Annotated in this window: 26 protein-coding genes and 1 pseudogene; 14 read left to right on the top strand and 13 right to left on the bottom strand. The window is 69.4% G+C overall.

The features are described from left to right. Positions 1-67 precede the first annotated feature (67 nt). A complete protein-coding gene (locus tag ACG00Y_RS07430) occupies positions 68-1,588 on the top strand; it encodes a DUF1800 domain-containing protein (protein WP_394477414.1) in 1,521 nt (506 codons plus the stop codon). Positions 1,589-1,600: 12 nt separating this feature from the next. After that, positions 1,601-2,782: a DUF1501 domain-containing protein gene (locus ACG00Y_RS07425; protein ID WP_394477412.1), complete on the top strand. Its 1,182-nt coding sequence runs from the start codon at positions 1,601-1,603 to the stop codon at positions 2,780-2,782. On the opposite strand, the gene ACG00Y_RS07420 is transcribed toward ACG00Y_RS07425, so the two are convergent. After that, positions 2,779-3,339, bottom strand: coding sequence for a flavodoxin family protein (locus tag ACG00Y_RS07420; RefSeq protein WP_394477410.1), 561 nt, complete (start codon positions 3,337-3,339; stop codon positions 2,779-2,781). The two genes, ACG00Y_RS07425 and ACG00Y_RS07420, sit on opposite strands and share 4 nt — an antisense overlap. Positions 3,340-3,374: 35 nt before the next feature. Then, a complete protein-coding gene (locus ACG00Y_RS07415) occupies positions 3,375-4,100 on the bottom strand; it encodes a pirin family protein (RefSeq protein WP_394477408.1) in 726 nt (241 codons plus the stop codon). 100 nt (positions 4,101-4,200) lie between these two features. Between ACG00Y_RS07415 and ACG00Y_RS07410 the strand changes: the two genes are divergently transcribed. Together ACG00Y_RS07410 and gluQRS are read left to right on the top strand one after the other, a co-directional pair. Next, positions 4,201-5,169, top strand: coding sequence for a LysR family transcriptional regulator (locus tag ACG00Y_RS07410; RefSeq protein WP_394477407.1), 969 nt, complete (start codon positions 4,201-4,203; stop codon positions 5,167-5,169). Continuing rightward, a complete protein-coding gene (gluQRS, locus tag ACG00Y_RS07405) occupies positions 5,166-6,038 on the top strand; it encodes a tRNA glutamyl-Q(34) synthetase GluQRS (protein ID WP_394477405.1) in 873 nt (290 codons plus the stop codon). Before ACG00Y_RS07410 ends, gluQRS begins: the two co-directional genes overlap by 4 nt. Here gluQRS and ACG00Y_RS07400 read toward each other — a convergent pair. Both ACG00Y_RS07400 and ACG00Y_RS07395 read right to left on the bottom strand, forming a co-directional pair. After that, on the bottom strand, positions 6,022-6,318 hold the full coding sequence (locus tag ACG00Y_RS07400) for a hypothetical protein (RefSeq protein WP_394477403.1): 297 nt from the start codon (positions 6,316-6,318) through the stop codon (positions 6,022-6,024). The genes gluQRS and ACG00Y_RS07400 overlap by 17 nt on opposite strands. A 15-nt stretch (positions 6,319-6,333) precedes the next feature. Beyond that, complete coding sequence (locus ACG00Y_RS07395) at positions 6,334-6,699, bottom strand: ankyrin repeat domain-containing protein (protein ID WP_394477400.1); 366 nt, start codon at positions 6,697-6,699, stop codon at positions 6,334-6,336. A gap of 99 nt (positions 6,700-6,798) precedes the next feature. On the opposite strand from ACG00Y_RS07395, the pseudogene ACG00Y_RS07390 reads away from it, so the two are divergent. Both ACG00Y_RS07390 and ACG00Y_RS07385 read left to right on the top strand, forming a co-directional pair. After that, positions 6,799-7,143: pseudogene (locus tag ACG00Y_RS07390) on the top strand (FKBP-type peptidyl-prolyl cis-trans isomerase); the annotation flags it as partial. Between the two features lie 24 nt (positions 7,144-7,167). Then, positions 7,168-7,521: an FKBP-type peptidyl-prolyl cis-trans isomerase gene (locus ACG00Y_RS07385; RefSeq protein ID WP_394477506.1), complete on the top strand. Its 354-nt coding sequence runs from the start codon at positions 7,168-7,170 to the stop codon at positions 7,519-7,521. A gap of 156 nt (positions 7,522-7,677) precedes the next feature. Here ACG00Y_RS07385 and ACG00Y_RS07380 read toward each other — a convergent pair whose 3' ends face one another. After that, on the bottom strand, positions 7,678-9,987 hold the full coding sequence (locus tag ACG00Y_RS07380) for a putative bifunctional diguanylate cyclase/phosphodiesterase (RefSeq protein WP_394477398.1): 2,310 nt from the start codon (positions 9,985-9,987) through the stop codon (positions 7,678-7,680). Positions 9,988-10,186: 199 nt separating this feature from the next. Between ACG00Y_RS07380 and ACG00Y_RS07375 the strand changes: the two genes are divergently transcribed. Next, positions 10,187-10,606, top strand: a complete 420-nt coding sequence (locus ACG00Y_RS07375; RefSeq protein ID WP_394477396.1) for a PilZ domain-containing protein — start codon at positions 10,187-10,189, stop codon at positions 10,604-10,606. An 88-nt stretch (positions 10,607-10,694) separates the two neighbouring features. Next, positions 10,695-11,447 carry an MgtC/SapB family protein gene (locus tag ACG00Y_RS07370; RefSeq protein ID WP_394477394.1) on the top strand — a complete coding sequence of 251 codons (753 nt, stop codon included), beginning with the start codon at positions 10,695-10,697 and terminating at the stop codon, positions 11,445-11,447. Here the strand turns inward: ACG00Y_RS07370 and ACG00Y_RS07365 are convergent. Then, complete coding sequence (locus ACG00Y_RS07365; protein ID WP_394477392.1) at positions 11,444-12,367, bottom strand: LysR family transcriptional regulator; 924 nt, start codon at positions 12,365-12,367, stop codon at positions 11,444-11,446. The two genes, ACG00Y_RS07370 and ACG00Y_RS07365, sit on opposite strands and share 4 nt — an antisense overlap. Before the next feature lie 96 nt (positions 12,368-12,463). On the opposite strand from ACG00Y_RS07365, the gene metE reads away from it, so the two are divergent. The 5 genes from metE to ACG00Y_RS07340 all read left to right on the top strand — a co-directional run bounded on the left by metE (position 12,464) and on the right by ACG00Y_RS07340 (position 16,928). After that, positions 12,464-14,776 carry a 5-methyltetrahydropteroyltriglutamate--homocysteine S-methyltransferase gene (metE, locus tag ACG00Y_RS07360; protein WP_394477391.1) on the top strand — a complete coding sequence of 771 codons (2,313 nt, stop codon included), beginning with the start codon at positions 12,464-12,466 and terminating at the stop codon, positions 14,774-14,776. Between the two features lie 92 nt (positions 14,777-14,868). Continuing rightward, positions 14,869-15,261, top strand: coding sequence for a VOC family protein (locus ACG00Y_RS07355; protein ID WP_394477389.1), 393 nt, complete (start codon positions 14,869-14,871; stop codon positions 15,259-15,261). A 248-nt stretch (positions 15,262-15,509) separates the two neighbouring features. Continuing rightward, positions 15,510-15,905: a hypothetical protein gene (locus tag ACG00Y_RS07350; RefSeq protein WP_394477387.1), complete on the top strand. Its 396-nt coding sequence runs from the start codon at positions 15,510-15,512 to the stop codon at positions 15,903-15,905. Positions 15,906-16,077: 172 nt separating this feature from the next. Continuing rightward, positions 16,078-16,470 (top strand): hypothetical protein, encoded by a 393-nt coding sequence (locus ACG00Y_RS07345; RefSeq protein ID WP_394477385.1) that lies wholly within the window; start codon positions 16,078-16,080, stop codon positions 16,468-16,470. Between the two features lie 35 nt (positions 16,471-16,505). Further along, positions 16,506-16,928, top strand: a complete 423-nt coding sequence (locus tag ACG00Y_RS07340) for a tetratricopeptide repeat protein (protein WP_394477384.1) — start codon at positions 16,506-16,508, stop codon at positions 16,926-16,928. Here the strand turns inward: ACG00Y_RS07340 and map are convergent. The 3 genes from map to ACG00Y_RS07325 are packed head-to-tail and all read right to left on the bottom strand — an operon-like array spanning position 16,910 to position 19,078. Beyond that, positions 16,910-17,701 (bottom strand): type I methionyl aminopeptidase, encoded by a 792-nt coding sequence (map, locus tag ACG00Y_RS07335; RefSeq protein ID WP_394477382.1) that lies wholly within the window; start codon positions 17,699-17,701, stop codon positions 16,910-16,912. The genes ACG00Y_RS07340 and map overlap by 19 nt on opposite strands. Next, positions 17,698-17,946: a ParD-like family protein gene (locus ACG00Y_RS07330; protein WP_394477380.1), complete on the bottom strand. Its 249-nt coding sequence runs from the start codon at positions 17,944-17,946 to the stop codon at positions 17,698-17,700. The genes map and ACG00Y_RS07330 overlap by 4 nt, the downstream gene beginning before the upstream one ends. Positions 17,947-17,992: 46 nt before the next feature. Continuing rightward, positions 17,993-19,078, bottom strand: coding sequence for a tartrate dehydrogenase (locus tag ACG00Y_RS07325; RefSeq protein WP_394477378.1), 1,086 nt, complete (start codon positions 19,076-19,078; stop codon positions 17,993-17,995). Between the two features lie 86 nt (positions 19,079-19,164). Here ACG00Y_RS07325 and ACG00Y_RS07320 point away from each other — a divergent pair, with 86 nt between their 5' ends. Beyond that, a complete protein-coding gene (locus ACG00Y_RS07320) occupies positions 19,165-20,079 on the top strand; it encodes a LysR family transcriptional regulator (RefSeq protein ID WP_394477376.1) in 915 nt (304 codons plus the stop codon). On the opposite strand, the gene ACG00Y_RS07315 is transcribed toward ACG00Y_RS07320, so the two are convergent. The 4 genes from ACG00Y_RS07315 to ACG00Y_RS07300 are packed head-to-tail and all read right to left on the bottom strand — an operon-like array spanning position 20,054 to position 25,287. Further along, entirely contained in the window at positions 20,054-20,506 is a 453-nt protein-coding gene (locus tag ACG00Y_RS07315; protein WP_394477375.1) for an acyl-CoA thioesterase, read from the bottom strand. The two genes, ACG00Y_RS07320 and ACG00Y_RS07315, sit on opposite strands and share 26 nt — an antisense overlap. Further along, positions 20,499-23,315 (bottom strand): ATP-binding protein, encoded by a 2,817-nt coding sequence (locus tag ACG00Y_RS07310; protein WP_394477374.1) that lies wholly within the window; start codon positions 23,313-23,315, stop codon positions 20,499-20,501. The genes ACG00Y_RS07315 and ACG00Y_RS07310 overlap by 8 nt, the downstream gene beginning before the upstream one ends. Beyond that, complete coding sequence (locus tag ACG00Y_RS07305) at positions 23,315-23,998, bottom strand: hypothetical protein (RefSeq protein ID WP_394477371.1); 684 nt, start codon at positions 23,996-23,998, stop codon at positions 23,315-23,317. Before ACG00Y_RS07305 ends, ACG00Y_RS07310 begins: the two co-directional genes overlap by 1 nt. After that, the gene (locus tag ACG00Y_RS07300) at positions 23,995-25,287 is read right to left on the bottom strand and encodes a hypothetical protein (RefSeq protein ID WP_394477370.1); all 1,293 of its coding nucleotides are present in this window, start codon (positions 25,285-25,287) and stop codon (positions 23,995-23,997) included. Before ACG00Y_RS07300 ends, ACG00Y_RS07305 begins: the two co-directional genes overlap by 4 nt. Positions 25,288-25,309: the final 22 nt, after the last annotated feature.

The raw sequence follows: 25,309 nt of genomic DNA, 5'->3' as shown, positions 1-25,309 counted from the left end.
ACGGGATGTGAAGTCTTGTTGCGCGACTCGACAGCGCGCCTCGGGCGGCCTCATCATGGCGCCCGCCATGAGAAACCTCGCGCTCAGCGCCGCCCTGCTCCTCGGCCTGATCGGCTGCGCCACCGCGCCGCCAACGGCCAGCACCGCATACGGTCCAGCCCAAGACACGCTCTGGCTGGACCGTCTCACGTGGGGCGCCAGCCGCGCCGACCTGGCTGCCGTTCGCACACAAGGCCGCGCCGCCTGGCTGGACGCCCAGCTGGCACCACACGCCCCCGCCCCGCTGCCCGAAGCCGCCCAGGCGCAGATCCAGGCCCTGGCCATCACGCAGACAGACCTGCTGCCGCTGGTGCAGCGCATGGAGGCCCAGCGCAAGGCCGCCGATGCGCTGACCGACGACGCCGCCAAGGCCGAAGCGCAGAAGAACTACCAGCAGGCCCTGACCAAGCTGGCCCGCGAGGCCTCGGCGCGGGCGCTGCTGAACGCGCTGTACTCGCCGCGCCAGGTGCAGGAGCAGCTGACGTGGTTCTGGTTCAACCACTTCAACGTCCACCAGTACAAGAACAACCTGCGCGCCATGGTGGGCGACTACGAGCAGGGGCTGCGCGAGCGCGCCCTCGGTCGTTTCCGCGACCTGCTCGGCTACACGGCCCGCCACCCGGCCATGCTGCGCTATCTCGACAACGAGCAGAACGCCGCCAACCGCATCAACGAGAACCACGCCCGCGAGCTGCTTGAGCTGCACACGCTGGGCGTGGGCGGCGGCTACAGCCAGCGCGACGTGCAGGAGCTGGCCCGCGTGCTGACCGGACTGGGCGTGAACCTGACCGACAACAAGCCCAAGCTGCCGCCACAGCGCGAGGCGCTCTACCGCCGCGATGGACTGATGGAGTTCAACCCCGCGCGGCATGATTTTGGCGAGAAGACCTTGCTGGGCATCACCGTCAAGGGTGAGGGTGATGCCGAGCTGGACCAGGTGCTGAACCTGCTCGCCAGGCACCCGAGCACGGCGCGATTCGTGTCCCGCAAGCTGGCCCAGCAGTTCGTCGCCGACGAGCCGCCAGCGGCATTGGTCGAGCGCATGGCCGAGCGCTGGCGGCAGACCGATGGCCGCATCGCCGACGTGCTGCGCACCATGGTGCAGTCGCCCGAGTTCGAGGCCTCGCTGGGGCGCAAGTTCAAGAGCCCGACGCACTACGTCGTCTCCGCCGTGCGGCTGGCCTATGCCGACAAGGTGGTGCTGAACACCGGCCCGATGATCGGCTGGCTCTACCGCCTGGGCCAGGCGCCCTACAACCGGCAGACGCCGGACGGCTACCCGATGGACGAGAACGCCTGGGCCGGGCCGGGCCAGATGACGACGCGCTTCGAGATCGCCCGCGCCATCGGCAGCGGCAGCGCGGGGCTGTTCAAGGTGGAGGGCGAGGCCAGGGACCGGCCGGCCTTCCCGATGCTCGTGCAGCCCCTGTACTACGAAGGCATCGCGCCACGCTTGGCCGCCGCCACGCAGCAGGCGCTGAGCCAGGCCACGTCGCCGCAGGAATGGAACACCTACCTGCTGGCCTCCCCCGACTTCATGCACAGGTAAGCCCCAAGCCCGATGAATCGCCGTCTATTACTCCAACTCGGCCTGGGCGCCGCGCTGCCCCTGCGGCTATGGGCTGCCGCACCCGAGACGCCGCGCCTGCTCGTCGTCTTCCTGCGCGGCGCCTACGACGCCGCCAACCTGCTGGTGCCCACGTCGTCCAGCTTCTACTACGAGGCCCGGCCCAACATCGCCATCGCCAAGGCGGCGGCGCTGCCGCTGGATGCCGACTGGGGCCTGGCGCCGGCGGTGGCCGACAGCCTCCACCCGCTGTGGCTCAAGAGCCAGGCGGCCTTCGTGCCGTTTGCCGGCAGCAAGGACACGTCGCGCAGCCACTTCGAGACGCAGGACCACATCGAGCTGGGCCAGCCGGAACAAGGCTCGCGCGACTTCCGCAGCGGCTTCATGAACCGGCTCGCCACGGTGCTGGGCGCAGGCTCGCGGCTTGAGGCCATGGCCTTCACCGACCAGGTGCCGCTGATCCTGCGTGGCGAGCGCCCCGTGGCCAACCAGGCGCTGCGCGACGTGAACAAGCCGGGCATCAACGCGGCACAGGCGGAGGTCATCGCCAGCATGTACGCCGGCACCCGGCTGCACGGCGCGGTGCGCGGCGGCTTCGAGGTGCGGGAGGAGGTGTCACGCGAGATGGCTGGTGACAAGGCGGCCGAGATGGAAGCCGCCAGCCGCGGCGCCATCGCCGCCAAGGGCTTTGCGCTGGAGGCGCGCCGCATCGCCCGGCTGATGCGCGAGCGCGTCACGCTGGGCTTCATCGACGTGGGCGGCTGGGACACGCACGTGGGCCAGGGCGGCGCCACCGGCCAGCTCGCCAACCGCCTGGGCGAGCTGGGCCGGGGCCTGGCGCTATTCGCCAACGAGATGGGGCCGCAGTGGAACAACACGGCCGTCGTCGTCGTCAGCGAGTTCGGCCGCACCTTCCGCGAGAACGGCAACCGTGGCACCGACCACGGCCACGGCAGCGCCTACTGGGTGCTGGGCGGCGGCGTGCGCGGCGGGCGCATCGCGGGCGAGCAGGTGGCGGTGAACGCCGCCACGCTGCACCAGAACCGCGACTACCCGGTGCTCAACGAGTACCGCGCGGTGCTGGGCGGGCTGTTCAGGCGCATGTACGGATTGAACGACGCGCAGCTGGCCCAGGTCTTCCCTGGCGCCAGCGCGCGCGATCTCGGGCTGGTTTAGGCGTTCTTCGTCCAGCGGTCCACGACCGCCTTCACACGCTCGCCGAACACCTTCGCCGTGGCGATGTCGCCCGGCACCATCTCGTCGGCCGACGCATCGCTGGGCGTCTGCGTGATCAGGCCCGCATAGCCGCCCAGGTTGTTGATGTCGTCGCGCGTGGCGGCCTTGTGGTTGGGCGCCTTCAGGCCCATGCCCACCCAGATCATGCTGTGCTGCTGGCTGAGCGTGTGCAGGTACTGCATCGTGCCCTGCTTGTCGCCATTCAGCGTGGCCGAGTTGGTGAAGCCTGCGGCGATCTTGTCCTTCCAGAGCTGGGCATACCAGGGCTTGCTGCTGGCATCGGCCACCTTCTTGAACTGCCAGCTCGGGCCGCCCATGTAGGTCGGCGTGCCGAAGATGACGCCATCGGCGGCGGCCAGCGCGGCCCAGTCGGCCTCGGTGATGTTGCCCTCGGCGTCGATGGCGATCAGCTCGGCGCCGGCCGCGCCGGCCACGGCCTCGGCGACCTTCTTCGTGTGGCCGTAGCCGGAGTGGTAGAGAACGACGATCTTGCTCATGGTGGATTTCCTCAGGGTGGGGGGACGGGAAAGATTCAAGCGGCGAGGTCGAAGACCAGCACTTCGGCGTCGTGACCAGCAGTCAGCGCGAGGCGCGATGCTTCACGAACCTGCAACGCATCACCCGCCGTCAGGTCTTGCCCGTTCACGGTAAGCGAACCGCGCACGACGTGGATGTAGGCGATGCGGCCGTCTGCCAACGCCAGTTCGGCCTGTTCCGCGCCGTCGAAGAGACCGGCGTACAGCTTCGCGTCGGCATGGATGGTCACCGAACCGTCGGCACCGTCGTTGGCCGCCACCAGGCGCAACTTGCCGCGCTTGGAAGCCGGGTCGAAGTGCTTCTGCTCGTAGCTCGGGGCGATGCCGCGCTGGTCCGGCATGATCCAGATCTGCAGGAAGTGCGTCGTCTGGTCCTTGGCGTGGTTGAACTCGCTGTGCATGACGCCGGTACCGGCGCTCATGCGCTGCACATCACCGGGGCGGATGACGCCGGCGTTCGCGCCACCGGCTTCACCGTTGCCCATGCTGTCCTTGTGCGCCAGCTCGCCGGAGAGCACGTAGCTGATGATCTCCATGTCGCGGTGGCCGTGCGTGCCGAAGCCCTTGCCGGCGGCGACCTTGTCCTCGTTGATGACGCGCAGCGGGCCAAAGCCCATGCGTGCAGGGTCGTAGTAATCGGCGAACGAAAAGCTGTGGAAGGACTTCAGCCAGCCGTGGTCGGCGTAGCCGCGGTCGCTTGACTTGATGAGTTGGGTGGTCATGCTGGGCTCCTGTGTTTGCTTGCGATGGAGTCAATGTAGGAGCCGCGCCCCCGCTCATCGACAGCGAGGCTTGGCGACACCATTCAAATAGACTGAACCAATGTCGACCGCCCAAGAAAAGCGCCGTGCGCTGACCCCTGAAGCCCTGTCCATGATGGACACCATCGCCCGCACCGGCAGCTTTGCCGCCGCCGCGCGCGAGATGGGCCGCGTGCCGTCGGCGCTGACCTACTCGGTGCGCCAGTTGGAGGACGCGCTGGACGTGCTGCTGTTCGACCGCAGCTCGCGCCAGGCCGTGCTGACCGCCGCCGGCCAGGAGCTGCTGGTGGAGGGGCGCCGCCTGCTGCAGGAGCTGGACGCCGTGGCCAACCGCGTGCGCCGCATCGCCACCGGCTGGGAGAGCGAGCTGACCATCGCCGTGGACGACGCCATCGCACGCCGCGCGCTGTTCGACCTGATGGACGCCTTCTACGCCGAGAAGATCGACGGCGGCGGCCCGCCGCCCACGCGGCTCAAACTGCGCGTGGAAGTGCTGGCCGGCACCTGGGAGGCCTTGCTGCACGGCCAGGCGGACCTGGCCATCGGCGTGCCGGCCCAGCTGCAGAGCGCCAACATCCACTGCGAACCCAGCGGTGAACTGGAGTTCGCCTTCTGCGTGGCGCCGCACCACCCGCTGGCCAACCTGGCCGAGCCGCTGACGGCCGGCCAGATCGCCGAGCACCGCATCATTGCCGTGGCCGACAGCGCCCGGCTGCTGGCGCCCATCACGGTGGGCATGCTGCCCGGGCAGGACGTGCTGACCGTGCCGTCGCTGGCCACCAAGCTCGAAGGACTGCTGCGCGGCCTGGGCTGCGGCTCGCTGCCGGTGCCCATGGTGCGGCGGCACATCGACGCCGGCCGCCTTGTGCGCAAGGCCACCTACGAGGGCCGGCGGACGGGCCAGATGCACTACGCCTGGCGGGAAACCGGCCATGCGCCGGGCAAGGCGCTGGCGTGGTGGCTGGACAGGCTGCGCAGCGAGACCACGCGCAAGGCGCTGCTGGAACAGCACGAAGGGCTGCTCCTTTGACGGCTGTGTATCGCGGCCGGTTCGCCCCCTCGCCCACCGGCCCGCTGCACGCCGGCTCACTGGTGGCCGCGCTGGCGAGCTGGCTGGACGCGCGAGCGAACGGCGGCCAGTGGCTGGTGCGCATCGAGGATGTCGACGGCCCGCGCTGTCCGCCAGGGACGGGCGAGTTCATCCTTGGCCAGCTTGCCGCGCTGGGCCTGCAGCCCGACGAACCGCCCGTCTGGCAGTCCCGCCGCAGCCACCTCTACCAGGGCGCGCTGGACCGCCTGATTGCCTCGGGCCACGCCTACGGCTGCGCCTGCACGCGGGCCGAGATAGCCGCAGCAGCGGGCCCTAGACCGAAGCACGGCGAGCTGGTCTACCCGGGCACCTGCCACCATGGCACGAACGGCCGGCCCGTGCGTGCCTGGCGCTTCCGCGTTGAAGGCCATGTCGACTGGCAGGACCGCCGCCTCGGCGCGCAGTCGCAGGACCTCGACGCGCAAGTCGGCGACTTTGTGTTGAAGCGCGCCGACGGCCTGTGGGCCTACCAACTCGCCGTCGTCGTGGACGACGCCGAACAAGGCATCACCGATGTCGTCCGCGGCGAGGACCTGGCCGACAACACACCGCGCCAGATCGCGCTGCAGCGGGCACTCGGCGTGGCGACGCCGCGCTACCTGCACACGCCGCTGGTGCTGGCGGCGGACGGGCACAAGCTGTCCAAGCAGAACGGGGCGGCGGCGCTTGACCTGAGCGACCCGCCCGCACAGCTGCAAGCGGCAGCCGCGCGGTTGGGGTTGGCGCTTGAGGCCCAGCCACGAACAGCCGCCGAGGCGCTTGCCGCAGCACTGCAGCCATGGCGCGCCAAGTTCAGCGCAAGCTCTTGACGGCCCAGACCGCCAGCAAAGCGGCGCCCATCAGCAGCTGAAGCCACCACGCCACCTGGCAGACCCGCGCGAGACCCGTCAGTTGCCGCTTGATGCGAGCCAGCGCGCCGAAGCCCAGCACAACACAGAAGGCGACGGCCCAGGCAAACCACGCGATGCCGATACCGATGCAGCCGAAGTTCTCGCAGCGAATGCGCCAGATGCCCACCACACCGGCAACAAGCGCCAGCACCAACGCCAGGTGAATGACGACGAGCGCCTGCGCGACTCGAATGTTCATCCCGGCAATCCGTTGTCAGGCGGGGCGTCGGCCGCCGAACAGCCTCGCAAACCAGCCCAGGCGCTCGGGTTCGGCGGCCGGCCTGGCGACACCCAGTTCGCACAGCCTGTCCTCCACCGCCGTCAGCCCGACGCTGCGCGCCGCCTGCATGGGCGTGGCGGCGTCGAACTCGGACGGCAGGTCCGGATTCGCGCCGTGCGCCAACAGATACAGCGCTACCTCCTGCTGCCTGGCCAATATCGCAGCCACCAGCGGCGTGGACAGGAACTCCGGGTGCGCGTAGTTGATGTCCACGCCGGCCTTGACGTGGTACTCCACCAGCGCGAGGTCGCCTTCGCATCCCGCCTGGTACATCTCCTTCCAATTGCCTCCTGCCGGCATGTGCTGACCTCGTTTGAATGATGGCCTGCGCACTCTACGTGCGGCCTGCCAGCCCCACGCGGTGACAATCCCCGGCTTTTCCCAACTCAAGGATCGACCATGAACACCACGCCCACCGGCCTTCAGTTCGAAGACAGCGTCGAAGGCGACGGCAAGCAGGCCGCAGCCGGCCAGGACGTCACCGTGCACTACACCGGCTGGCTGTGGGTCGACGGCGCCAAGACCACCAAGTTCGACTCCAGCAAGGACCGCGGCGACCCGTTCGAGTTCGAGCTGGGCGCGGGCATGGTCATCAAGGGCTGGGACGAGGGCGTGCAAGGCATGAAGATCGGCGGCAAGCGAACGCTGATCATCCCGGCCGGCCTGGGCTATGGCGCGCGCGGCGCCGGTGGCGTGATCCCGCCGAACGCGACGTTGTGCTTCGACGTGGAACTGCTGGGAGTGGCCGGCGGCCCCGAGGCCGTGGAGCTGACGCTGCAGACCACGGCCAGCGGCCTGCAGTACGAGGACCGCACCGTCGGCGACGGCGCCGAAGCGGCCTCTGGCCAGCGCGTGTCGGTGCACTACACCGGCTGGCTCTACAAGGACGGCCTGCGCGGCAAGAAGTTCGACTCCAGCAAGGACCGCGGCCAGCCCTTCAAGTTCCACCTCGGTGGCGGTGAGGTCATCCAGGGCTGGGACGAAGGCGTGCAAGGCATGAAGGTGGGCGGCACGCGCCTGCTGGTGCTGCCGCCGGAGCTGGGCTATGGCGCGCATGGCGCGGGTGGCGTGATCCCGCCGAATGCGACGCTGCTGTTCGAAGTCGACCTTCTGGCGGTATGACGCCCCTCGCCCAGTTCCGCACCGCTGGACGCGGGCGGGCCTGGTCGGTCCCCCATGGGGACGGCGATGCTTGCCGGGTTGACCGGCAAGCACATCGCCAGACGGGCCGGCTTGGGGCGGCCCGGCGCTCGGCCCAAACCACCCCAGGCCTCCTACTCAGAGATCGGCGCAGAACATCGTCGTGCGTGGCGCCAGCTGCGTCACCCGCCACGGCAGGATGCGCGAGTCCATGTCGTCCACAGGCCCGGTAACCGGGCGGCCGGCCAGCCAATCCTTGAGCTTGGGCAGGGGCATGGGCCGGGCGACCAGGTAGCCCTGCACCTCGTCGCAGCAGATCTCGCGGACGATGGCCAGCTCACGCTCGGTCTCCACACCCTCCGCCACGGTGCGCATGCCCAGCACGCCGGCCATCTGCACGATGGTGCTGACGATGGCGCGCGCATCGTTGTGCTCCGACAGCGAGCGCACGAAGGAGCGGTCGATCTTCAGCGTGTGGAACGGGAAGGCGCGCAGATAGGCCAGCGACGAGAAGCCGGTGCCGAAGTCGTCCAGCGCTACCTGCACACCCAGGTCGCGCAGCGCATGCAGCCGCCGCAGCGCCGCCTGGGCGTCTTCCAGCATCAGCGACTCGGTGACCTCCAGGTGCAGCAGCGACGGCCCCAGGCCGGCGCGCACCAGCACGCGCTCGACGCTGTCGACAAAGCCGGGCTCCATCAGCTGCAGCGGCGACACGTTGACGGCCACGCTCAGCCCGGGCAGGTCGCGCGCCGCAAGGCAGGCCTGCTGCAGAGCCAGCGCGCCCAGCTCATGAATGAGGCCACAACGCTCGGCCGCCGGAATGAACTCGCCCGGCGACACCGAGCCCAGCACCGGGTGCTCCCAGCGCATCAGCGCCTCCACACCCAGCGCGCGCAGGCTGTGCGAATCGACCTTGGGCTGGAAGTGCAGCTCGAACTGGCCCTGCCCCAGGCCCTCGCGCAAGGCCTGCTCCACCGTGTGCATGCGCCGGCTGGCGGCGCCCAGCGAGCTGGCATAGACGACGCTGCGGCCTCGGCCCGAGCGCTTGGCGTCGTACAAGGCCAGGTCGGCGTTGACCATCAGGTCCTCGACGTTGGCAACGCTGGGGTCCAGCCGCGCCAGGCCCACGCTGGCGCCCACATGCAGGCGCTTGGGGCCTACCTCGATGGGTTCGCTGAGCTTGTCGATGATGAGCGCCGCCATGGCCTGCGGCGCGCGCTTCGGCGACTCGCCCAGACGCAGCATGGCGAACTCGTCACCACCCAGCCGGCCGACGAGGTCGCCCTCCTCCGCCAGCGCCAGCAGCCGGCCCGCGACGGCGCGCAGCACCTCGTCGCCGGTGGAATGCCCGGAGCTGTCGTTGATGACCTTGAAGTGGTCCAGGTCGATGGACAGCAGCCAGCCCGGCCGGCCCAGCGCCATGGCCGCATGGGCGGCGTTCATCAGGCTGCGCCGGTTCGCCAGCCCGGTCAGCGCGTCGTGCTCGGCCTGCATGCGCAGCTGGTTCTCGAAGCGCTGGGCCTCGGTGATGTCGGCAATGACGCCGCGCCAGCCGCCGCCGGCTGCCCCCGCGATGGGCTTGGCGCTCAGCGCCCACCAGCGCGCCTGATCGCCCCGGCCCAGCTGCAGCTTGATGTCGCGGAACGGCCGACCCAGCGCCCAGGCCGCCAGCAGCGGCGCGGCCTGCTGCGAGCGGGCGGCGAACCATTGGGGCAGCTTCACCTCGCCGAGGCGGTCTTCCGTGGTGCCCAGCAGGCTGGCCAGGCGCGCGGAGCGGTGCACGATATGGCCCGCCGCATCGGTTTCCCACAGCGCATCGCTGGCGTTCTCCTCGAAATCCCGCAGCAGCAGCGACACCACCTGCTGCTGGCGCACATGGGAGAAGCGCGCCCGCAGCAGCGCGGTGGACTGCCTCGCCAGCGCCATGGCCGCCAGCGAGACGACGCCGGCATAGCTCAGCAGCAGCACCGCCACGGCCAGGAAGATGGGCTCGCCCGCCCGCCACAGCGCCAGCAGCGCGCCGGCCACGATGAGCCAGGTGTAGGCCAGGCTGGCCCAGGGCAGCATGGCCAGCGCGAAAGCACCGGCACCGAGCATGCCGGTCACCAGCGTGGCGATCAGCACGCGCTCCGCCGGCGCTGCCGGCACGAACCACAAGACGGCCGCCAGGCCCCAGCACAGCCCGAGCAGCGCGGCATGCCAGGTACCACGCCGGTACGCCTTGCTCGATGCCCGGCCACCCACGCGCTTGCGCCTGGCCCACCAGCCGGCGATGCCAAAGGCCGCCAGCAGCGACAGCAGGCTCAGCCAGGCCGCCAGCCAGACGCCGCCGGCGCGGCCCACGGCCAGCCACACCAGGCCCCCAGCGATCAGGTTGGCACCCATCAACAGCGGCGTCAGCCGCATCAACTGGCCGAGATGTTCCGCGCGAATCCGCGCGGACTCCACGTCGCCTTCAACGTAGAGTTCGAACGTCCGCCGCAAACGCCTGCCTATCCCTTCAGCCCGCGTCATGAATGCGCTTTCCGCTGCAATGCTTCTCGTTGCGCTGCATGGTAGCGAGCGACTTCACCACGATGTCATGCACGGCTGGTCTTCTGCGTGGCGTTTGCATCATCTGCCTGCCACTTGAATGGAGCACCCCGCCATGTCCGTGACCGACCAACGCCGTTCCCCTCGCGTCGAGTTCTTTCTCGTCCCCGCCGAACATGAGCAGTTGCCGGTCTGGGTCATCAAGCCCGAGGGCCTGTCGGACGCGCGCGGTGGCGTCGTCGTCAACCTCAGCGAGGAAGGCCTGCAGATCCTCACCTCCGCCGAGCCGCTGCTGGACGCGCAACACTACGAACTGCGCCTGCTGCTCGGCGAGGACGAGGGCGTGCCCCTCTTCAGCGCCTCGGTGCGCCGCGTCTGGAGCCGGCCGCTGAGCAAGATCGTGCAGCTGTGCGGTTTCGAGTTCGAGTCGCCCAACTCGCAGGCCGAGGAGTTCCTGCGCGCGCAGACGGTGCAGATCACCGCGCGCAAGTGGGTGCGGTGTGTGCTCGTCGAGCGCATGACGGCGCTCGCTTGAGCAACCGTCCGGCGGCCCCTCTGGCGGGCCGCACCGGACTGGGTTAGCGTGGCTGCGGGGCAAGGTAGCCCCGCCAGCGCCCACGCCCATGCTCGAACCCGACCTCCTGCTGCGCTACTGGACCGGCGGCCAATGGGCCGCCAACGTGCTGATGCTGATGCATCTGCTGGGCGCCATGCTGCTGGGCCTGCTGCTGGGCTACGAGCGGGCCTACCACGGCCGTGCGGCGGGCATGCGGACCTACGCGCTGGTGTGCATGGCGTCCTGCGCCGTGACCATCCTCGTCGGCTACCCCGACCAGTGGTTCGGCGGCCACGTGGCGGGCGGTGGGCTGCCGCAGTTCACCGACCCGACGCGCGTCATCCAGGGCGTGGTGACCGGCATCGGCTTCCTGTGTGCCGGCGTCATCATGCGCGAGGGCATGAACATCTCGGGGCTGACGACGGCGGCCTCCATGTGGGCGGCCTCGGCCATCGGCATCGTGCTGGGCATGGGCTTCTATTTCGCGGCCATCACGCTGACGCTGCTGTGCGCCACGCTGATGATGTGGGGCGCGAAGCTGGAGAGCCGGCTGCCCTCCCACCCGGCCATCGCCGTGACGCTGCGCGGCGAACCCGGCCGGCGCTTTACGCAGGCCGAACTGGCGGAGTTCGCCGATGGCCTGGGCTACCGCTTCGCACCCGGCTCACTGAGCATCGAGAAGCAGGGCGACCATGAGGAATGGCGCTTCGTCTGCACGGCCAAACAGAACTTCAAGGGGCAGACGCTGTGCCGCTTCACCGGCCGGCTGCATGAGTTGCACGGCGTGGCGGGCTACCGCGTCACCCACGCGCGCAACTAGAGCAGGCTCACGGCGGCCAGGTTCAGCAGCGAGGTCTCGCGCATCAGCCGCACGAAGTCGGCCAGGAAGGGCTTGACCGCCAGGCGCGGCGTACTGACGGCGTAGAGCCGGCCCGTCAGCCCTTGTTCACCGATGCGCTGGCGCGCCACATAGCCGCGGGCCAGATAGCCCTCCACCGCCCACAGCGGCAGCGCCGCGATGCCGCGGCCGCTGGCCACCAGCTGCAGCATGGCCACCGTCAGCTCGCTGGTGCGGCGTGGCGGCGTGATGCCGGCAGGCCGCAGCACGCGGCGCACGAGGTCCAGCATCTCGTCGGGCACCGGGTAGGTGATGAGGGTGTGGCCCGCAAAGTCGGCTGCCTCCAGCCAGGACTTGGCCAGAAGCGCATGGCCCTTGGGCAGCAGCGCCACGATCTCGAAGCTGAACAGCGGATGCACGACGACGCCGGTCTCATCGGCGTCCACGTCCGACACGATGGCCAGCTCGGCGCGGTCCTGGTGCAGCAGGCCCACGGGGTCGGCCTGGAAGCCCGACACGATGTCCAGCTCCACCTCCGGCCAGCGCTCGCGGAAGGCGTCCATCGCCGGCATCAGCCAGTCGAAGCAGGTGTGGCACTCCACGGCGATGCGCAGCTGGCCGGCCGAGCCGTCCACCAGCCGGCGCACGTCGCGGTCCGCTTCGTCGACCCGGGGGAGCACGGCGTCCGCCAGCTTCAGCAGCCGCTGGCCGACAACGCCGAACACGAGCGGGTTGCTCTTGCGCGCGAACAGCTCGGCGCCGTAGTGCTCCTCCAGCGCCTTCAGCTGATGGGACAGCGCCGACTGCGTGAGGTTCAGCAATTGCGCCGCGCGGGACAGGTTGCCGGCCTCGCGCAGGGCGACCAGCGTGCGCAGATGGCGCAGTTCGAGCGGCGTTTGCATGAGCAGGACTGTTGATGAACACGAAAACGTTTCGTTTGATTCATTGTGCCGGACTCTCGATCATCACGAATCGAATTCAGCATCACTCGATTCCACATGATCAAGACTCATATCCTCGGCTTCCCCCGCATGGGCGAGCACCGCGAACTGAAGACGGCGCTGGAGCGCCACTGGCGCGGCGAACTGCCCGCTGACGCACTGGAGGCGCAGGCCGCCGCGCTGCGCGCCCGGCACTGGCAGCTGCAGCTGAACGCGGGGTTGGACCATGTCACCGTGGGCGACTTCGCGCTCTACGACCACGTCGCCCACCTGATCCAGCTGTTCGGCTGCGAGCCTGCGCGCTTCGGCTTCACGGCTGACGAGACGCCGCTGCAGCGCTACTTCGCGATGGCGCGCGGCACGGTGGCACGGGCCTGCTGCGGCGGCGCGCACGGCGACGGCACGGCGGCGCTGGAGATGACCAAGTGGTTCGACACCAACTACCACTACCTGGTCCCCGAGTTCGGCACCGACACCGAGTTCAGCCTGCACGCGGAACGCCTGCTCGCCGAGGTCGACGAAGCCATCGCGCTGCCCGCCAGCCCCAAGGTCGCGCTGCTCGGGCCGGTGAGCTTCCTGTTCCTGGGCAAGAGCAAGCAGGACGGCTTCGACCGCCTGGCGCTGCTCACGCGCCTGCTGCCGGTCTACGAGCAGTTGCTGACCCGCCTGGCGGCGCGCGGCGTGACCTGGGTACAGCTGGATGAACCCATCCTCGGCCTGGACCTCACACCGGCTTGGGCAGAAGCGCTGCGTCAGGCCTACGCCCGCCTGGGCGTCGTCGGCCAGCCGCTGCTGCTGGCCAGCTACTTCTCGCCGCTGGCCGACAACCTGGACCTGGCCTGCGAGCTGCCCGTGGCCGGCCTGCATGTGGACGCGGCGCGCGCGCCCGAGGAGCTGCTGCCCGTCGCCCGGCGCCTGCCGCTGGACCGCGAGCTGTCGGTGGGCATCCTCGACGGCCGCAACATCTGGCGCAGCGACCTCGACGCCGCACTGACCCAGCTGCGCCAGGTGCAGGAGCTGCGCGGCGGGCGGCTGTGGGTGGCGCCGTCGTGCTCGCTGCTGCATGTGCCCTTCAGCCTGCGCCACGACGCCGCGCTGGACACGGAGCTGCAGGGCTGGCTGGCCGGCGCCGTCGAGAAGCTGGACGAGCTGCGCGTGCTCAAGCGCGCGCTGTGGGGCGATGAGGCCAGCGTGGCCCGCGAGCTGGCCGAGTCGCGCATCGCGCGTGCCCACCGCATCGCCAGCCGGCGCGTGCGCAACGCCAGCGTCGCGGCGCGACTCAAAGCCCTGTCGCCCGAAGCCGACCAGCGCCACTCGCACTTCCCCACCCGCCAGGCCGCGCAACGCCAGCGCCTGCGCCTGCCGGCCTTCCCGACGACCACGATCGGCTCCTTCCCGCAGACACCCGAGATCCGCGCCGCCCGCGCCGCGTTCAAGCGCGGCGAGCTGTCCGAGGCGGTCTACCGCGAGGCCATGCTGCGCGAGATCGAGCTGGCTGTCGCCAAGCAGGAGGCGCTCGGCCTGGATGTGCTGGTGCACGGCGAGGCCGAGCGCAACGACATGGTCGAGTACTTCGGCGAACAGCTGTCAGGCTTCGCCTTCACGGCCAACGGCTGGGTGCAAAGCTACGGCTCACGCTGCGTGAAGCCGCCGGTGCTGTTCGGCGACGTGTCGCGACCGAAGGCGATGACGGTGGACTGGACCGTGTTCGCACAGAGCCTGACGAACAAGCCCATGAAGGGCATGCTGACCGGCCCAATCACCATCCTGCAATGGTCCTTCGTGCGCGACGACCAGCCGCGCGCCGACACCGCGCTGCAGATCGCGCTGGCCATCCGCGACGAGGTGGCCGACCTGGAGGCTGCCGGCATCGCCGTCATCCAGATCGACGAACCTGCCATCCGGGAAGGTCTGCCGCTGCGCCGTGACGCGTGGGGGCCCTACCTCGCCTGGGCCACGCGCGCCTTCCGCGTGTCCGCCAGCCCGGTGCGCGACGACACGCAGATCCACACCCACATGTGCTACTCGGAGTTCAACGACATCCTCCCCGAGATCGCCGCGATGGACGCCGACGTCATCACCATCGAGACGAGTCGGTCCGACATGGAGCTGCTGCGCGGCTTCGGGCAGTTCAAGTACCCCAACGAGATCGGCCCCGGCGTCTACGACATCCACTCGCCGCGCGTGCCGGACACGGCCGAGATGCTGCGGCTGCTGAAGAAGGCCGCCGAGGTCATTCCGCCCGAGCTGCTGTGGGTCAATCCGGACTGCGGGTTGAAGACACGGGGATGGGCGGAGACTGAAGCCGCGTTGGGGCGGATGGTGGAGGCGGCGCGGGCCTTGAGGCGGGACGCATTGACGGTGGGGTGATGCGCAGCTCGGTAGGTTGGCGGTGAGCTTGCGAACCCCAACATTCCGGCTACAGACAATGTGGGGGTTCTCACCCCAACCGGGCTATCCCCATGCCAGCACCTGTCTCGTCCGCAGCCGTCCTCTACGCAAAAGACCTGGCCTTGGTCAGTGGGTTCTATTCAGCCATCGCGGAGCTTCCCGTCACCGAGTCCGAGCCTGGCCATGTCGCCCTGGAGGCGAATGGTTTCCAGCTGGTCGTGGTCGCCGTTCCGCCCCACATCGCAACAACCATCCAGATCCAATCACCACCGGTACGTCGCGAGGACACGCCCATCAAGCTCGTCTTCTTCGTGCGCAGCCTCGCAGCGGCCGCAGTCAAGGTGGCCCGGCTTGGCGGCCAGATGAATCCCCCCGAGCAATCATGGCAATTCCAGGGCGCGCAGGTGCTCGATGGACATGACCCTGAAGGCAATGTCTTTCAGCTTCGGCAAGCTGCGCGTTAGCCAGGCAGGTTGGGGTGCGCGCGCGAACCCCAACTTCGAGGGCACAGACAATGTTGGGGTTGCCACCCCGACATGCCGGGCTGGGCGACAGGACCAGACAGCGGCAGCTTGATGCTGCATGCAGCCGTAAAGTTGGTGCCCATGCACAAGACGTTTGCCCTGTGGGCCCTGACCCTTGCCACTTCCACACAGGCAGCCACGCTGCTGCCGCCACAGGTACTCAAGATCATCGACGATATGAAGGCTGAATGCCGCAGCGCGGGGGCAAGCCGGGTGCATCGGCGGGCCTGGTGCACAGCGCCGACCTGAATGGAGATCGGCGCGCAGACCACGTGATCCACGATGCCGTGTTCGAGTGCGCAGGCGCGGACTCGCTGTTCACCGGTGCTGGCGGTGGCCAGGTACAGGTCTTCATCACGGCCGCTGACGGCAGCGCGGCGCTAGCCTTCGAGCATGCAGCCAACGGGGTGCGCATCGAGAGCGGTGAAGTCTTGCTGGCCGTGGGCGGCTCGCTCTGCGGCCAGAAGGTCGCCGAGGACACCCCGCGCAGCGCACTGCAAGCCTGCTGGCGCCCGCTGCAGTGGCAGGCCGCGCAGCGCCGGCTCGACTTTGCGCCGCTGTCTCGCATCAAGGCCTACCGTTGAAGGAAGCGTCGTTGGCCCGCATGCTGGAGGCGGGGCGCGAACTGCGCAGGGAACAGGTCAGCACCTGAACAGCAGGAGCGGCGACTTCGCCTAGCATGTGGTCAGAAGAGCAAGCGGATGGGGCTCCCGCCGTCGGGGGCCTAGCCGTTCAACCACAGGGAGTCGCCCCACCATGTTCCTGACGCTACTGGCCGTCACGTTTGTCATCGCCGTGCTCGTCGCGGCCATCGTCGCGTGGCTGTTCTCCAAGCCCATCAAGGGCATCCTCAAGCGCATCATCGCGGACGACATCAGCGGCGCCTGGAATCGCTACATCATCTTCGCCATCTTCGTCGTCGGTATCTCAAGCGGCACACGGATCTGGCAACTGGAGCGCTACGTCACGCCGGAAGCGACCGACAAGCCCGGCCGACTGCTGACGCTGACGACGGAACGCTGGGTGCTGGAGCTGTACCGCACCGTCATTGAGTCGCTGCAAGGCATCGCCTGGATGCTGCTCGTGTTCTTCCTTGTTGCGCTCGTCGCTTACGTGATCGTCCGCGCGTTCGAACTGAAGCGCGGCTAGGCTTCGGCGCGGGGCAGCCGAATTAGAGATCGCTGATGCACCAAGCACAGAGCACGTGGCAGGCGCACTGCACGCTATATGGCCGAGCCGATGATCTGTTCCGCAAGCGCCAGTTCAAGCTGGCGTTGCGAACCTTCAAGCAGGCACTGCTGCTGGCACCTCGCGATGTCGACACCCAGTGGGCGATAGCGAACTGCTACAGCGAAATGTGCCGCCCGCTTCAGGCCGAACGCTACTTTCGGCGCGCACGAGCGCTGGCCGAATGGCCGCAACGCGGCGTTCTTCTCTACAACATCGCCAATGCGAAGTTCGATCAACGTAAGTTCGGGGCCGCTGCCAGGCTCTACCGCCTGGTACCACGCTCGTCAGCCGCCTACTCGAAGGCCCGACGAAACACCTTGGTTGTTTGCCGACTGCTGGCCCAAAAAGGCCGCGCCAATCAATCAATCGCCGGATAGTCGCCCAACCCATCCGGCCACGGCGTCAGGATCTCAAAGCCGTCCTTCGTGACGGCCACCATGTGCTCCCACTGCGCCGACAGCGACTTGTCGCGCGTCACCACCGTCCAGCCGTCGTTCAGCTCGCGGATGCCGGCAGCGCCTGCGTTGATCATGGGCTCGATCGTGAAGATCATGCCCTCCTGCAGCTTCAGGCCTTCGCCCGGCCGGCCGAAGTGGTTGACGTGAGGCTCGTCGTGATAGACGTCGCCGATGCCATGCCCGCCGTACTCTCGCACGACGCTGAAGCCGGCCGCGTGCGCGACCTTCTGGATGGCGTGGCCCACGTCGCCTAACGTCGCGCCTGGGCGCACCTGACGGATGCCGGCGCGCAGCGCCTCGTAGGTCGTCATCACCAACCGGCGCGCCAGCACATTGGTCTCGCCGACGATGAACATGCGGCTGCTGTCGCCGAACCAGCCGTCCTTGGTCAGCGTCACGTCGACGTTGACGATGTCGCCCTTCTTGAGCGTCTTGTCCTTGCTCGGGATGCCGTGGCAGACGACGTGGTTGGGCGAGATGCAGGCCGTCTTCGGGTAGCCGTGATAGCCGACGTTGGACGGGATGCACTTCAGCTCATTGACGATGTAGTCGTGGCAGATCGCGTCCAGCTCGTCGGTCGTCACGCCGGGCACGACGTGCGGCTTCAGCATCGCCAGCACCTCGGCGATGAGGTGACCCGCCTCGCGGGACTTGGCGACTTCGTCGGGTGTGCGCAGCTTGAGGCTCTTCATGCCCGCGCTCCCTTCGCCTTGGCCGGCTGAGCCCAGCCCGCCGCGCGCGCGAGGTCCAGCCCGCCTTCCTGTTCTGCCCGGATCAGCAGTTGGCAGATGTCGCTGTGGCTCAGCTGCGGATGCAGTTCGGCCAGCATGCCGATGCGCATCCAGTGCTCGGCCTGGGCATTGATGGAACGCGACAAGGCCTGGCTCGCAACGCGCAGGCTCTCGTGCATCGGATCGGAGATTTTGACGATTCCCATGCCGGCACTATATACGATTCATATACGAATCGTATATTTACCGAGGTCACCCGGCCACGAGGCTCGCCACTGCGGCGCCCACGGTCGCGGTGCTGGCATCGCCACCCATGTCGGGCGTGCGCGGGCCGTCCTGCAGCACGGACTCGATGGCGGCCATGATGGCCGCGCGCGCGGCTTCGAAGTTGGCGTCGCCCTGGCCCAGGAACTCCAGCATCAGCGCGCCGGACCAGATCATGGCCACCGGGTTGGCGATGCCGCGCCCGGCGATGTCCGGCGCGGAGCCATGCACCGGCTCGAACAGCGACGGGAAGCGCCGCTCCGGGTTCAGGTTGGCCGACGGCGCGATGCCGATCGTGCCGGTGCAGGCCGGGCCCAGGTCCGACAGGATGTCGCCGAACAGGTTGGAGGCCACCACCACGTCGAAGCGCTCGGGCGTCAGCACGAAGCGGGCGGTCAGGATGTCGATGTGGGACTTGTCCCAGCGCACGTCCGGGTAGGCCGGCGCCATGGCCTCGACACGCTCGTCCCAGTAGGGCATGGAGATCGCGATGCCGTTGGATTTGGTGGCGGAGGTCAGGTGCTTCTTGGGGCGCGAGCGGGCCAGTTCGAACGCGTACTTCAGGATGCGGTCGGTGCCATGGCGGGTGAAGACGGATTCCTGCAGCACCGTCTCCCGCTCGGTGCCCTCGAACATGCGGCCGCCCACCGATGAGTACTCGCCCTCGGTGTTCTCGCGGATGACCATGAAGTCGATGTCGCCCACCTGCTTGCCCGCCAGCGGGCAAGGCACGCCGGGCATCAGCCGTACCGGGCGCACGTTGGCGTACTGGTCGAACTGGCGGCGGAACTTCAGCAGCGAGCCCCACAGCGAAATGTGGTCGGGCACCTTGTCGGGCCAGCCCACGGAGCCAAAGTAGATGGCGTCGAAGCCGCGCAGCTGCTCGAACCAGTCGTCCGGCATCATCTTTCCGTGCTGCAGGTAGTGGTCGCAGTGAGCCCAGTCGAAGTGGGTGAACTGCAGGTTGAGGCCGAAGCGGCGCGACGCGGCTGCAAGCACGCGCAGGCCTTCGGGCATGACCTCCTGGCCGATGCCATCCCCGGCGATGACGGCGATGCGATGTGTCATGGGCATGCTCCTGTGTGGTGATCGTGGCGGCAGCTTATCGACAACGGTTCACCGCACAATCACCCGACCCGTTGACCCCGCGACCACGAAACGTGAACACCACTCCCCTGCCCCAACTCGACGACCTGCGCCTGTTCTGCGGCGTGGCGCGGCACGGCAGCTTCGCGACGGCGGCGCGCACGCTGGGCGTGTCCAAGGCGCTGATCAGCAAGCGCATCGCGCTGCTGGAGGCGGCGCTGCAGGTGCGGCTGTTCCACCGCACCACGCGCAGCGTCACGCTGACGCCGCAGGGCGAGCTGGCGCTGCCCTGGGCGCGCCGCATCGCCGAGGACGTGGACCTGCTGGGCGAGGCGCTGTCGCAGGAGCGCATCGCGCCCGCCGGCCAGCTGCGGCTGTGCAGCAGCACGGGCTTCGGCAGCCGGCATCTGGCGCCAGCGTTGTCGGCGCTGGCCACGCAGCATCCGCAGTTGCACATCGAGCTGGAGCTGCTGGACCGGCCGGTGGATCTGATCGAGGAAGGCTTCCAGCTCGACATCCGCTTGGGTCATGTGCACGAAGGCCATGTCACCGCGCGGCGCGTGGCCGGCAACCGCCGCGTGCTGTGCGCGTCGCCCGCCTACCTGGCGCGGCACGGCACGCCGAGCACGCTGGACGAGCTGCGCACGCACCGCTGCATCCCCATCCGCGAGCGCGACCAGGACTTCGCCCGCTGGGACCTCGTCGGCCCCGAGGGCGCGGCGTCGGTGCGCGTGTCGGGGCCGCTGTCGGCCAACCACGGCGGCGCCGTGCGGCAATGGGCGCTGGACGGCCACGGCATCATCCTGCGCTCCACCTGGGACGTGCAGGACGACCTGGCGGCCGGGCGGCTGGTGCATGTGCTGCCAGACCACCACCAGCCGGCCGATGTGTGGGCCGTGTGCCCGTCGCGGCTGTCCGCATCGGCCAAGGTGCGGGTGTGCGTGGAGTTCCTGGCGGACTGGTTCAGCCGCGCGGGGCTGGCGGCGTGACGACGGCGGCTTCGTAGATCTGCACGAACTCGGCCGGCATGCGCTTCGGGCGCCCGCTGCTGATCTCGATACAGACCAACACCCAGCGCCCGCGCACCAGCGTCGCGCCATCACTCGCGCGCTTCAGCTGGAAGCGCCGCTCCATCGTCAGCTTACCGTCGCTGCCCGTCAGCCAGGTGCTCAGCACCAGGGCCTCGCCTTCGAAGGATGGCAGCAGGTAGTCGTAATGCCCCTCGCGAATGGCCATCGCGCGGTCCAGCCGGCGGTAGTCGGCCAGTGACAGGCCCAGCGCCTCGGAGTGCGCCCAGCCGACCTGCTCGCACCACTGCACGTAGACGGCGTTGTTGGTGTGGCCCAGGCCGTCGATGTGTTCGGCCGCGGGCGTGAGCGCCAGCGTGAACGGCGACGGCAGGTCCCAGTCAGTCATAGACCGAGACTTCGGGCCGCCGCGCCAGCACCGCAATCGGCGGCGCCCAGCGTTCGCCGCGCGGCTTCTTGCTGGTGACGAGCGTGATCTCGCTGGGCTCGAACACCTCGACGTTGTGCGTGATCGGCGTCGTCAGCAGGTACTGGGCGCGCGTCGAGCGCAGGAAGTGGCCGACGAGCTGGATGTTGCGCACGTCCAGGTGGGCAAAGGGCTCGTCGATGAAGACGAAGCCGCCGGGCGTCTCGTCATCCTTCATCAGGCCCACGAGCAGGATCAGGCTCTTCAGCACCTGCTGGCCGCCCGAGGCCTCGCCGTCGTTCAGGCCCACCTCGCCCTTGCCGTCGAAGTTGAACTTCACGTGCAGGCCGGCCTGGGCCAGCACCGTGTCGTCGTTGTCCAGGTGCGGCAGCACGGCCTCGGCCGTCGTGCCCGCCAGCTCACCCAGCTCGGCGACGTTCTTCTTGTAGCGGCGCACCGTGGCGCGCATCACGTCGATGTAGCGCTCGCGGGCGTTGAAGGCGGCGATGCGGGCCAGCTCGTTGCTGGCGCGGCGGTCGCTGAGCTGCGTGTCCTGCTCGTGCACCTGGGCGGCCATGCGGGCATGGCGGTCCACGACGCTGGCGTCCACCTCCCAGTGGCCGGTCTGCAGTTCCTGGTCGACATGGTGGGCGCGGATCTCGGCCTGGCGGGCGTTCTCGAACTCGTCGCGCAGCGCAGCCAGCGCGATGGGCGTGACCCAGGACTTGGGGAACTGGCCCTTTTGCTTGCGTGACTCCTGCGAGGCCTTGCGCAGCGCCTCGCGCCTGGCCTCGTGTTCACGCAGACGGCCAGCAGCCGAGCCCTCGCCGTCCTTCAGCGCGATCTGCGCGCCTTCATAGGCCTGCTCGCTGCGCGTGGAGTCGCGTACGACGCGGTCGTGCTCGCTGTCCAAGGCACTCATGCGCGAGGCGGCTTCAGCGCGCGCCTGGCGCAGCACCGGCAAGCGTGCGCGGGCTTCGGCGAACTCGTCCGAACGCTCGCTCAACTCCTGCGCCGCCTTGTGGCCCACGGCCGCGCGCTGCACGTCCTTGAACTGGCGCTCGACCTCGGCCTGCGCCTTGGCGATGCGGCTCAGCTCGCCGTCCCAGCGGGCCAGCTCGGCCTCCAGCGCGGCGCGGCGGGAATCGACGGCGGACGCGCCAAACTGGTGGTCGCGCGGCTCGACGAAGACGCTGCGACCGCCCCGGCCGTCGCGGTAGTAGGCGTCGGTGGTGATCCATTCGCCGCCGACCTGGGCGCCCTCTTCCGTCGATGTGACGCAGCGGATGCCGCCCAGCTGGCGCGCCAGCCACGCCGGCAGCGGTGCGCTGACGTTCAGCGCCGCCAGCAGCGAGCCGGCCGGCGCCTGGCCGACGGCCTGTGTGTCGGCCACGACGTAGTGGCGGTAGCGCTGCTTGGCGGCGATGTCGAAGGCGCGGCCTTCGTCGCTGCGGTGCTTCAGCACGACGACCCAACGCGACGGACGCAATAAACCTTCGGCGGCGGCACGCCAGGTCTCGTCGGCGATGTCGATGCTGTCGGCGACGAGGTAGTGGGCGATGCCGGCATCGTCCAGCGCGCGCTTCATCGGCGCGACCTCGGGCGGCGGCGGGGGCAGGCGCTTGCCGCTCAGCTCGCCCAGCTGCGTCTGGGCGCGCGAGGCCTTGTCGCTGGCGCGGGTGTAGTCGGCGCGCAGGCGCTCGCGCTCGCCGGCCAGCTCCTGCATGCGTGCGGTCAAAGCGGCGGCGTCGGCCTCCACGTCGGCCAGCGCCTTCAGCTCGTCCTCACGCTTGACCAGTGCCTCGGCAGGCCGCTCGGCCTCGCGGGCAGCGTCGAACGCCGCACGGGCTTCGCGGCGCTCGCCTTCCAGCGCCTTCAGCCGCTGCTTCGCCGCTTCCTGCGCCGTGAACAGGCTGTGCAAAGCCGCGCGCTTGTCGCTCAGCGCTTTCACGTCGCCGGAGGCGAACAGGCGTTGGCGGTGCAGCTCGCGTGCATCGCGGGTGATGCGCTCGCGCGCCTCGCTCCAGCGCAGCACGGGCAGCACCTCGGTGGCCAGGCGCTCACGCTCCAGCACCTTGAGCTGGTACTGGCGGTGGCTGTTGACGCGGTTGGCCAGGTCACTGAGCTGCGCCTGCGTGTGCGCCAGCTCGGCGCCGGCCTGTTCGACCTCCTTGCCCAGCTGCTGCTGATGGCTGCGAGCCTGCTCGTAGCGGTCCAGCACCTCCTGGTCGCCGAACACCTCGAAGACGAGACGCAGCAATTCCTTCGGCGACAGCTCGCAGAGCCGGTCGGTCTGGCCCTGCTCCAGCGCCAGCACGCGGCCGATGGCGCGCGTGAGGCCGGCCGCTTCCAGCCGCTTCTTCCACGCCTCGATGCCCAGCCAGTCGCGGTCGCCCTTCTCGGCGAGCTGCTCGATCTCGTGCACGCCGTCCAGGATGGTGTAGCGGCGCACCCAGTCGCCGCCATGGCGCTCGATGCGGCAGGCCAGCGTCACCTGGTCGGCGTACAGCAGCGAGCTGGCAAACGGCCGGCTGCTGTTCTGGCGCGTGCGCGGCCGGTTGTCCACCAGCGCGCGCAGCCAGGCCGTCTCGGCGTTGGCGTGGCGGGCGTAGGTCTTGTAGGTGCGGCCACCCGAGCACTCCAGGCCCAGCAGCGTGCGCATCGCGTCCAGCAGCGTGGTCTTGCCCGAGCCGTTGGGGCCGGCGATGGTGATGATGGCGCCGTCCAGCGGCAGCGTAACGCGCTGGCAGTAGTCCCAGTGCAGCAGTTCGAGCGATTGCAGGTGGAACATCAGTCGTCAATGTCTTGTTGTTCGGCCTGGTCGGGGCGCGGCAGCGGGTGACCGGCGCGGGCCAGCACGTCGCCCATGGCGCCATCGAGGATGCGCGGCGCCAGCAGGTCGTAGTCGATCAGCAGGTCCAGCAGCGGGCCCTCGGCAATGTCCTCACCCCGGCGTGTGACGAAGCCGTGGCGCTCCAGCAGCTTGAGGTTGGTGTCCAGCCGCAGCTTCTTGCCGAGCTGGTCACCGAAGTCGGCCAGCAGGCTGCGGTAGCTGATCAGCGGCGCGACGCTGGCGGCCTGCGGCATGGGCTTGTCGGTGGCGAACATCTCGCCCTGGCCGGCGTGGATGGCATCGCTGCGCGCGACCTGGCGCTGGCGCTTGGGCAGCACGATGAGGCTCCACAGCACGACGAGCAACGCCACACCATCGCGCGGCAGGTCGAGGTTGTTGTTGGCGGCCAGGCCGGTCTCGCCGAACACGGCGCTCTCGGCCGGGCGCAGCAAGGCGACCGAGATGTGGTCGGCATGCACGTTGTCCACCAGCTGCAGGCCGACGCCGGCCAGCCGAGCGCCGAGCTGGTTCCACAGCTCGGTGTCGATCAACGCGCGTTTCACGAGCGGGTGGCTGCGCGGCAGCCAGCGCCGCGCCAGCAGTTGCGCAGCAAGTTGCTGGGAGTCGTCGAGTGGGCTCATGGGGTATCCGGAGTGAGGACGCCGCGGCTCATCCATCGGACGAACTCGTCGTCCACGGGGCCTTGTTCGGCGGACCAGCGCACCGACCACGGCTGGCGGGCCATGTCGCCGGTGGCGCCCTTCAGGTGGCGGGCTTGCGCGTCGCCCAGCAGCGGCAGCAGCTGGGCACGGTAGGCGGCGCGGGCGTAGCTGTCACCGAGGATGGCGGGCGCCAGGTCGCGCTCAACCGGCTCGGCCGCCCAGGCGCTCAGCAGCGCCTGCATCTGGTCCATGTCGGGCGGCAGCTGCATGACGGCCAGCTCGCCGGTTGGCGCGGCCTGGCCTTGCGGCAGCGCGGCGGCCTCGGCGGGCCTGGGGCGGTCGCGCTCGAACTCGGCTTCCGCCGTGTCGACCAGGTCGCGCTGCGCCACCAGCACCGGGTGCACCGGCCGCTCCCAGGCGCCGTTGATGAGCGACGCCAGGTCACCCTGGCTCTGCAGCCAGCGGCGCACGTCGGTCGTCGTGATGCCAGTGGAGCCCAGCGTCACGCGCTGGCGGTCCGCCTGCTGCAGCGCGCGGTTGAACTGGCTGGCCATCGCCAGCAGCCGCGCCTGCGCCAGGCCCAGCTCGCGAGCCAGGCGCTCCAGTCGCGCATCACCGGCGGCTTCGGCCTGCGCAATGATGGCGCCCAGCGCCTCGCCGGCGCGGTCCACCAGCGTCAGCGCCTTCTCGAAGCGCGTGCGTGCGCGGCGCAGCGCGAACTCGCTGCCGCTGGCGATGGCGTCGGCAAACTCGTCGTACAGGCGTGACAGCTGCGCCAGCAAATGCTGCAGCTGCGCCGGCTGCAGGGTGCCCAGCTGGTGGGCACCCGCCACGCCGGCCAACAGCGAAGCCAGGTCGCCGTCGGGCGACTGCTCCTGCGTCAGCGGCTGCAGCAGGCCCACGACCTGCTGGGCCAGCGGCGTGACGGCATAGGTCTGCGCGGTCGCGTCCCAGGCCAGCAGCTCGGCCTCGCGGAAGCGCTTGAGCACGCCGTCCAGTACTTCATCGCGCAGCACATGGAAGGCCTGGTTCAGCGCCTCCCGCGTCAGGCGCGACTCGCGCAGCGCCATCAGCTCGAAGAACACCCACAGCCGCAGCCGCGTCAGCGCCGCAGAGCCCTGGAACAGCGCCCGCAGCGCGGCCTGCAGCGCGTCCTGGCGCTCCAGCTGCCACCACAGCAGCGCCTCGGCCGGCGCGGTGCCGTCGCGGAAGTAGTCCTCCACGCGCAGGGCGTCGTCAGTGTCGGGAATCGGCGTGGGCAGGGACATGGGGCGCGGATTATCAGTTCAG

The organism is Pelomonas parva (genome assembly GCF_043555835.1).
GTDB lineage: Bacteria > Pseudomonadota > Gammaproteobacteria > Burkholderiales > Burkholderiaceae_C > Pelomonas > Pelomonas parva.
The sequence above is the reverse complement of the archived record's forward strand: the minus strand, read 5'-3'. Positions and strand labels throughout refer to the sequence as shown.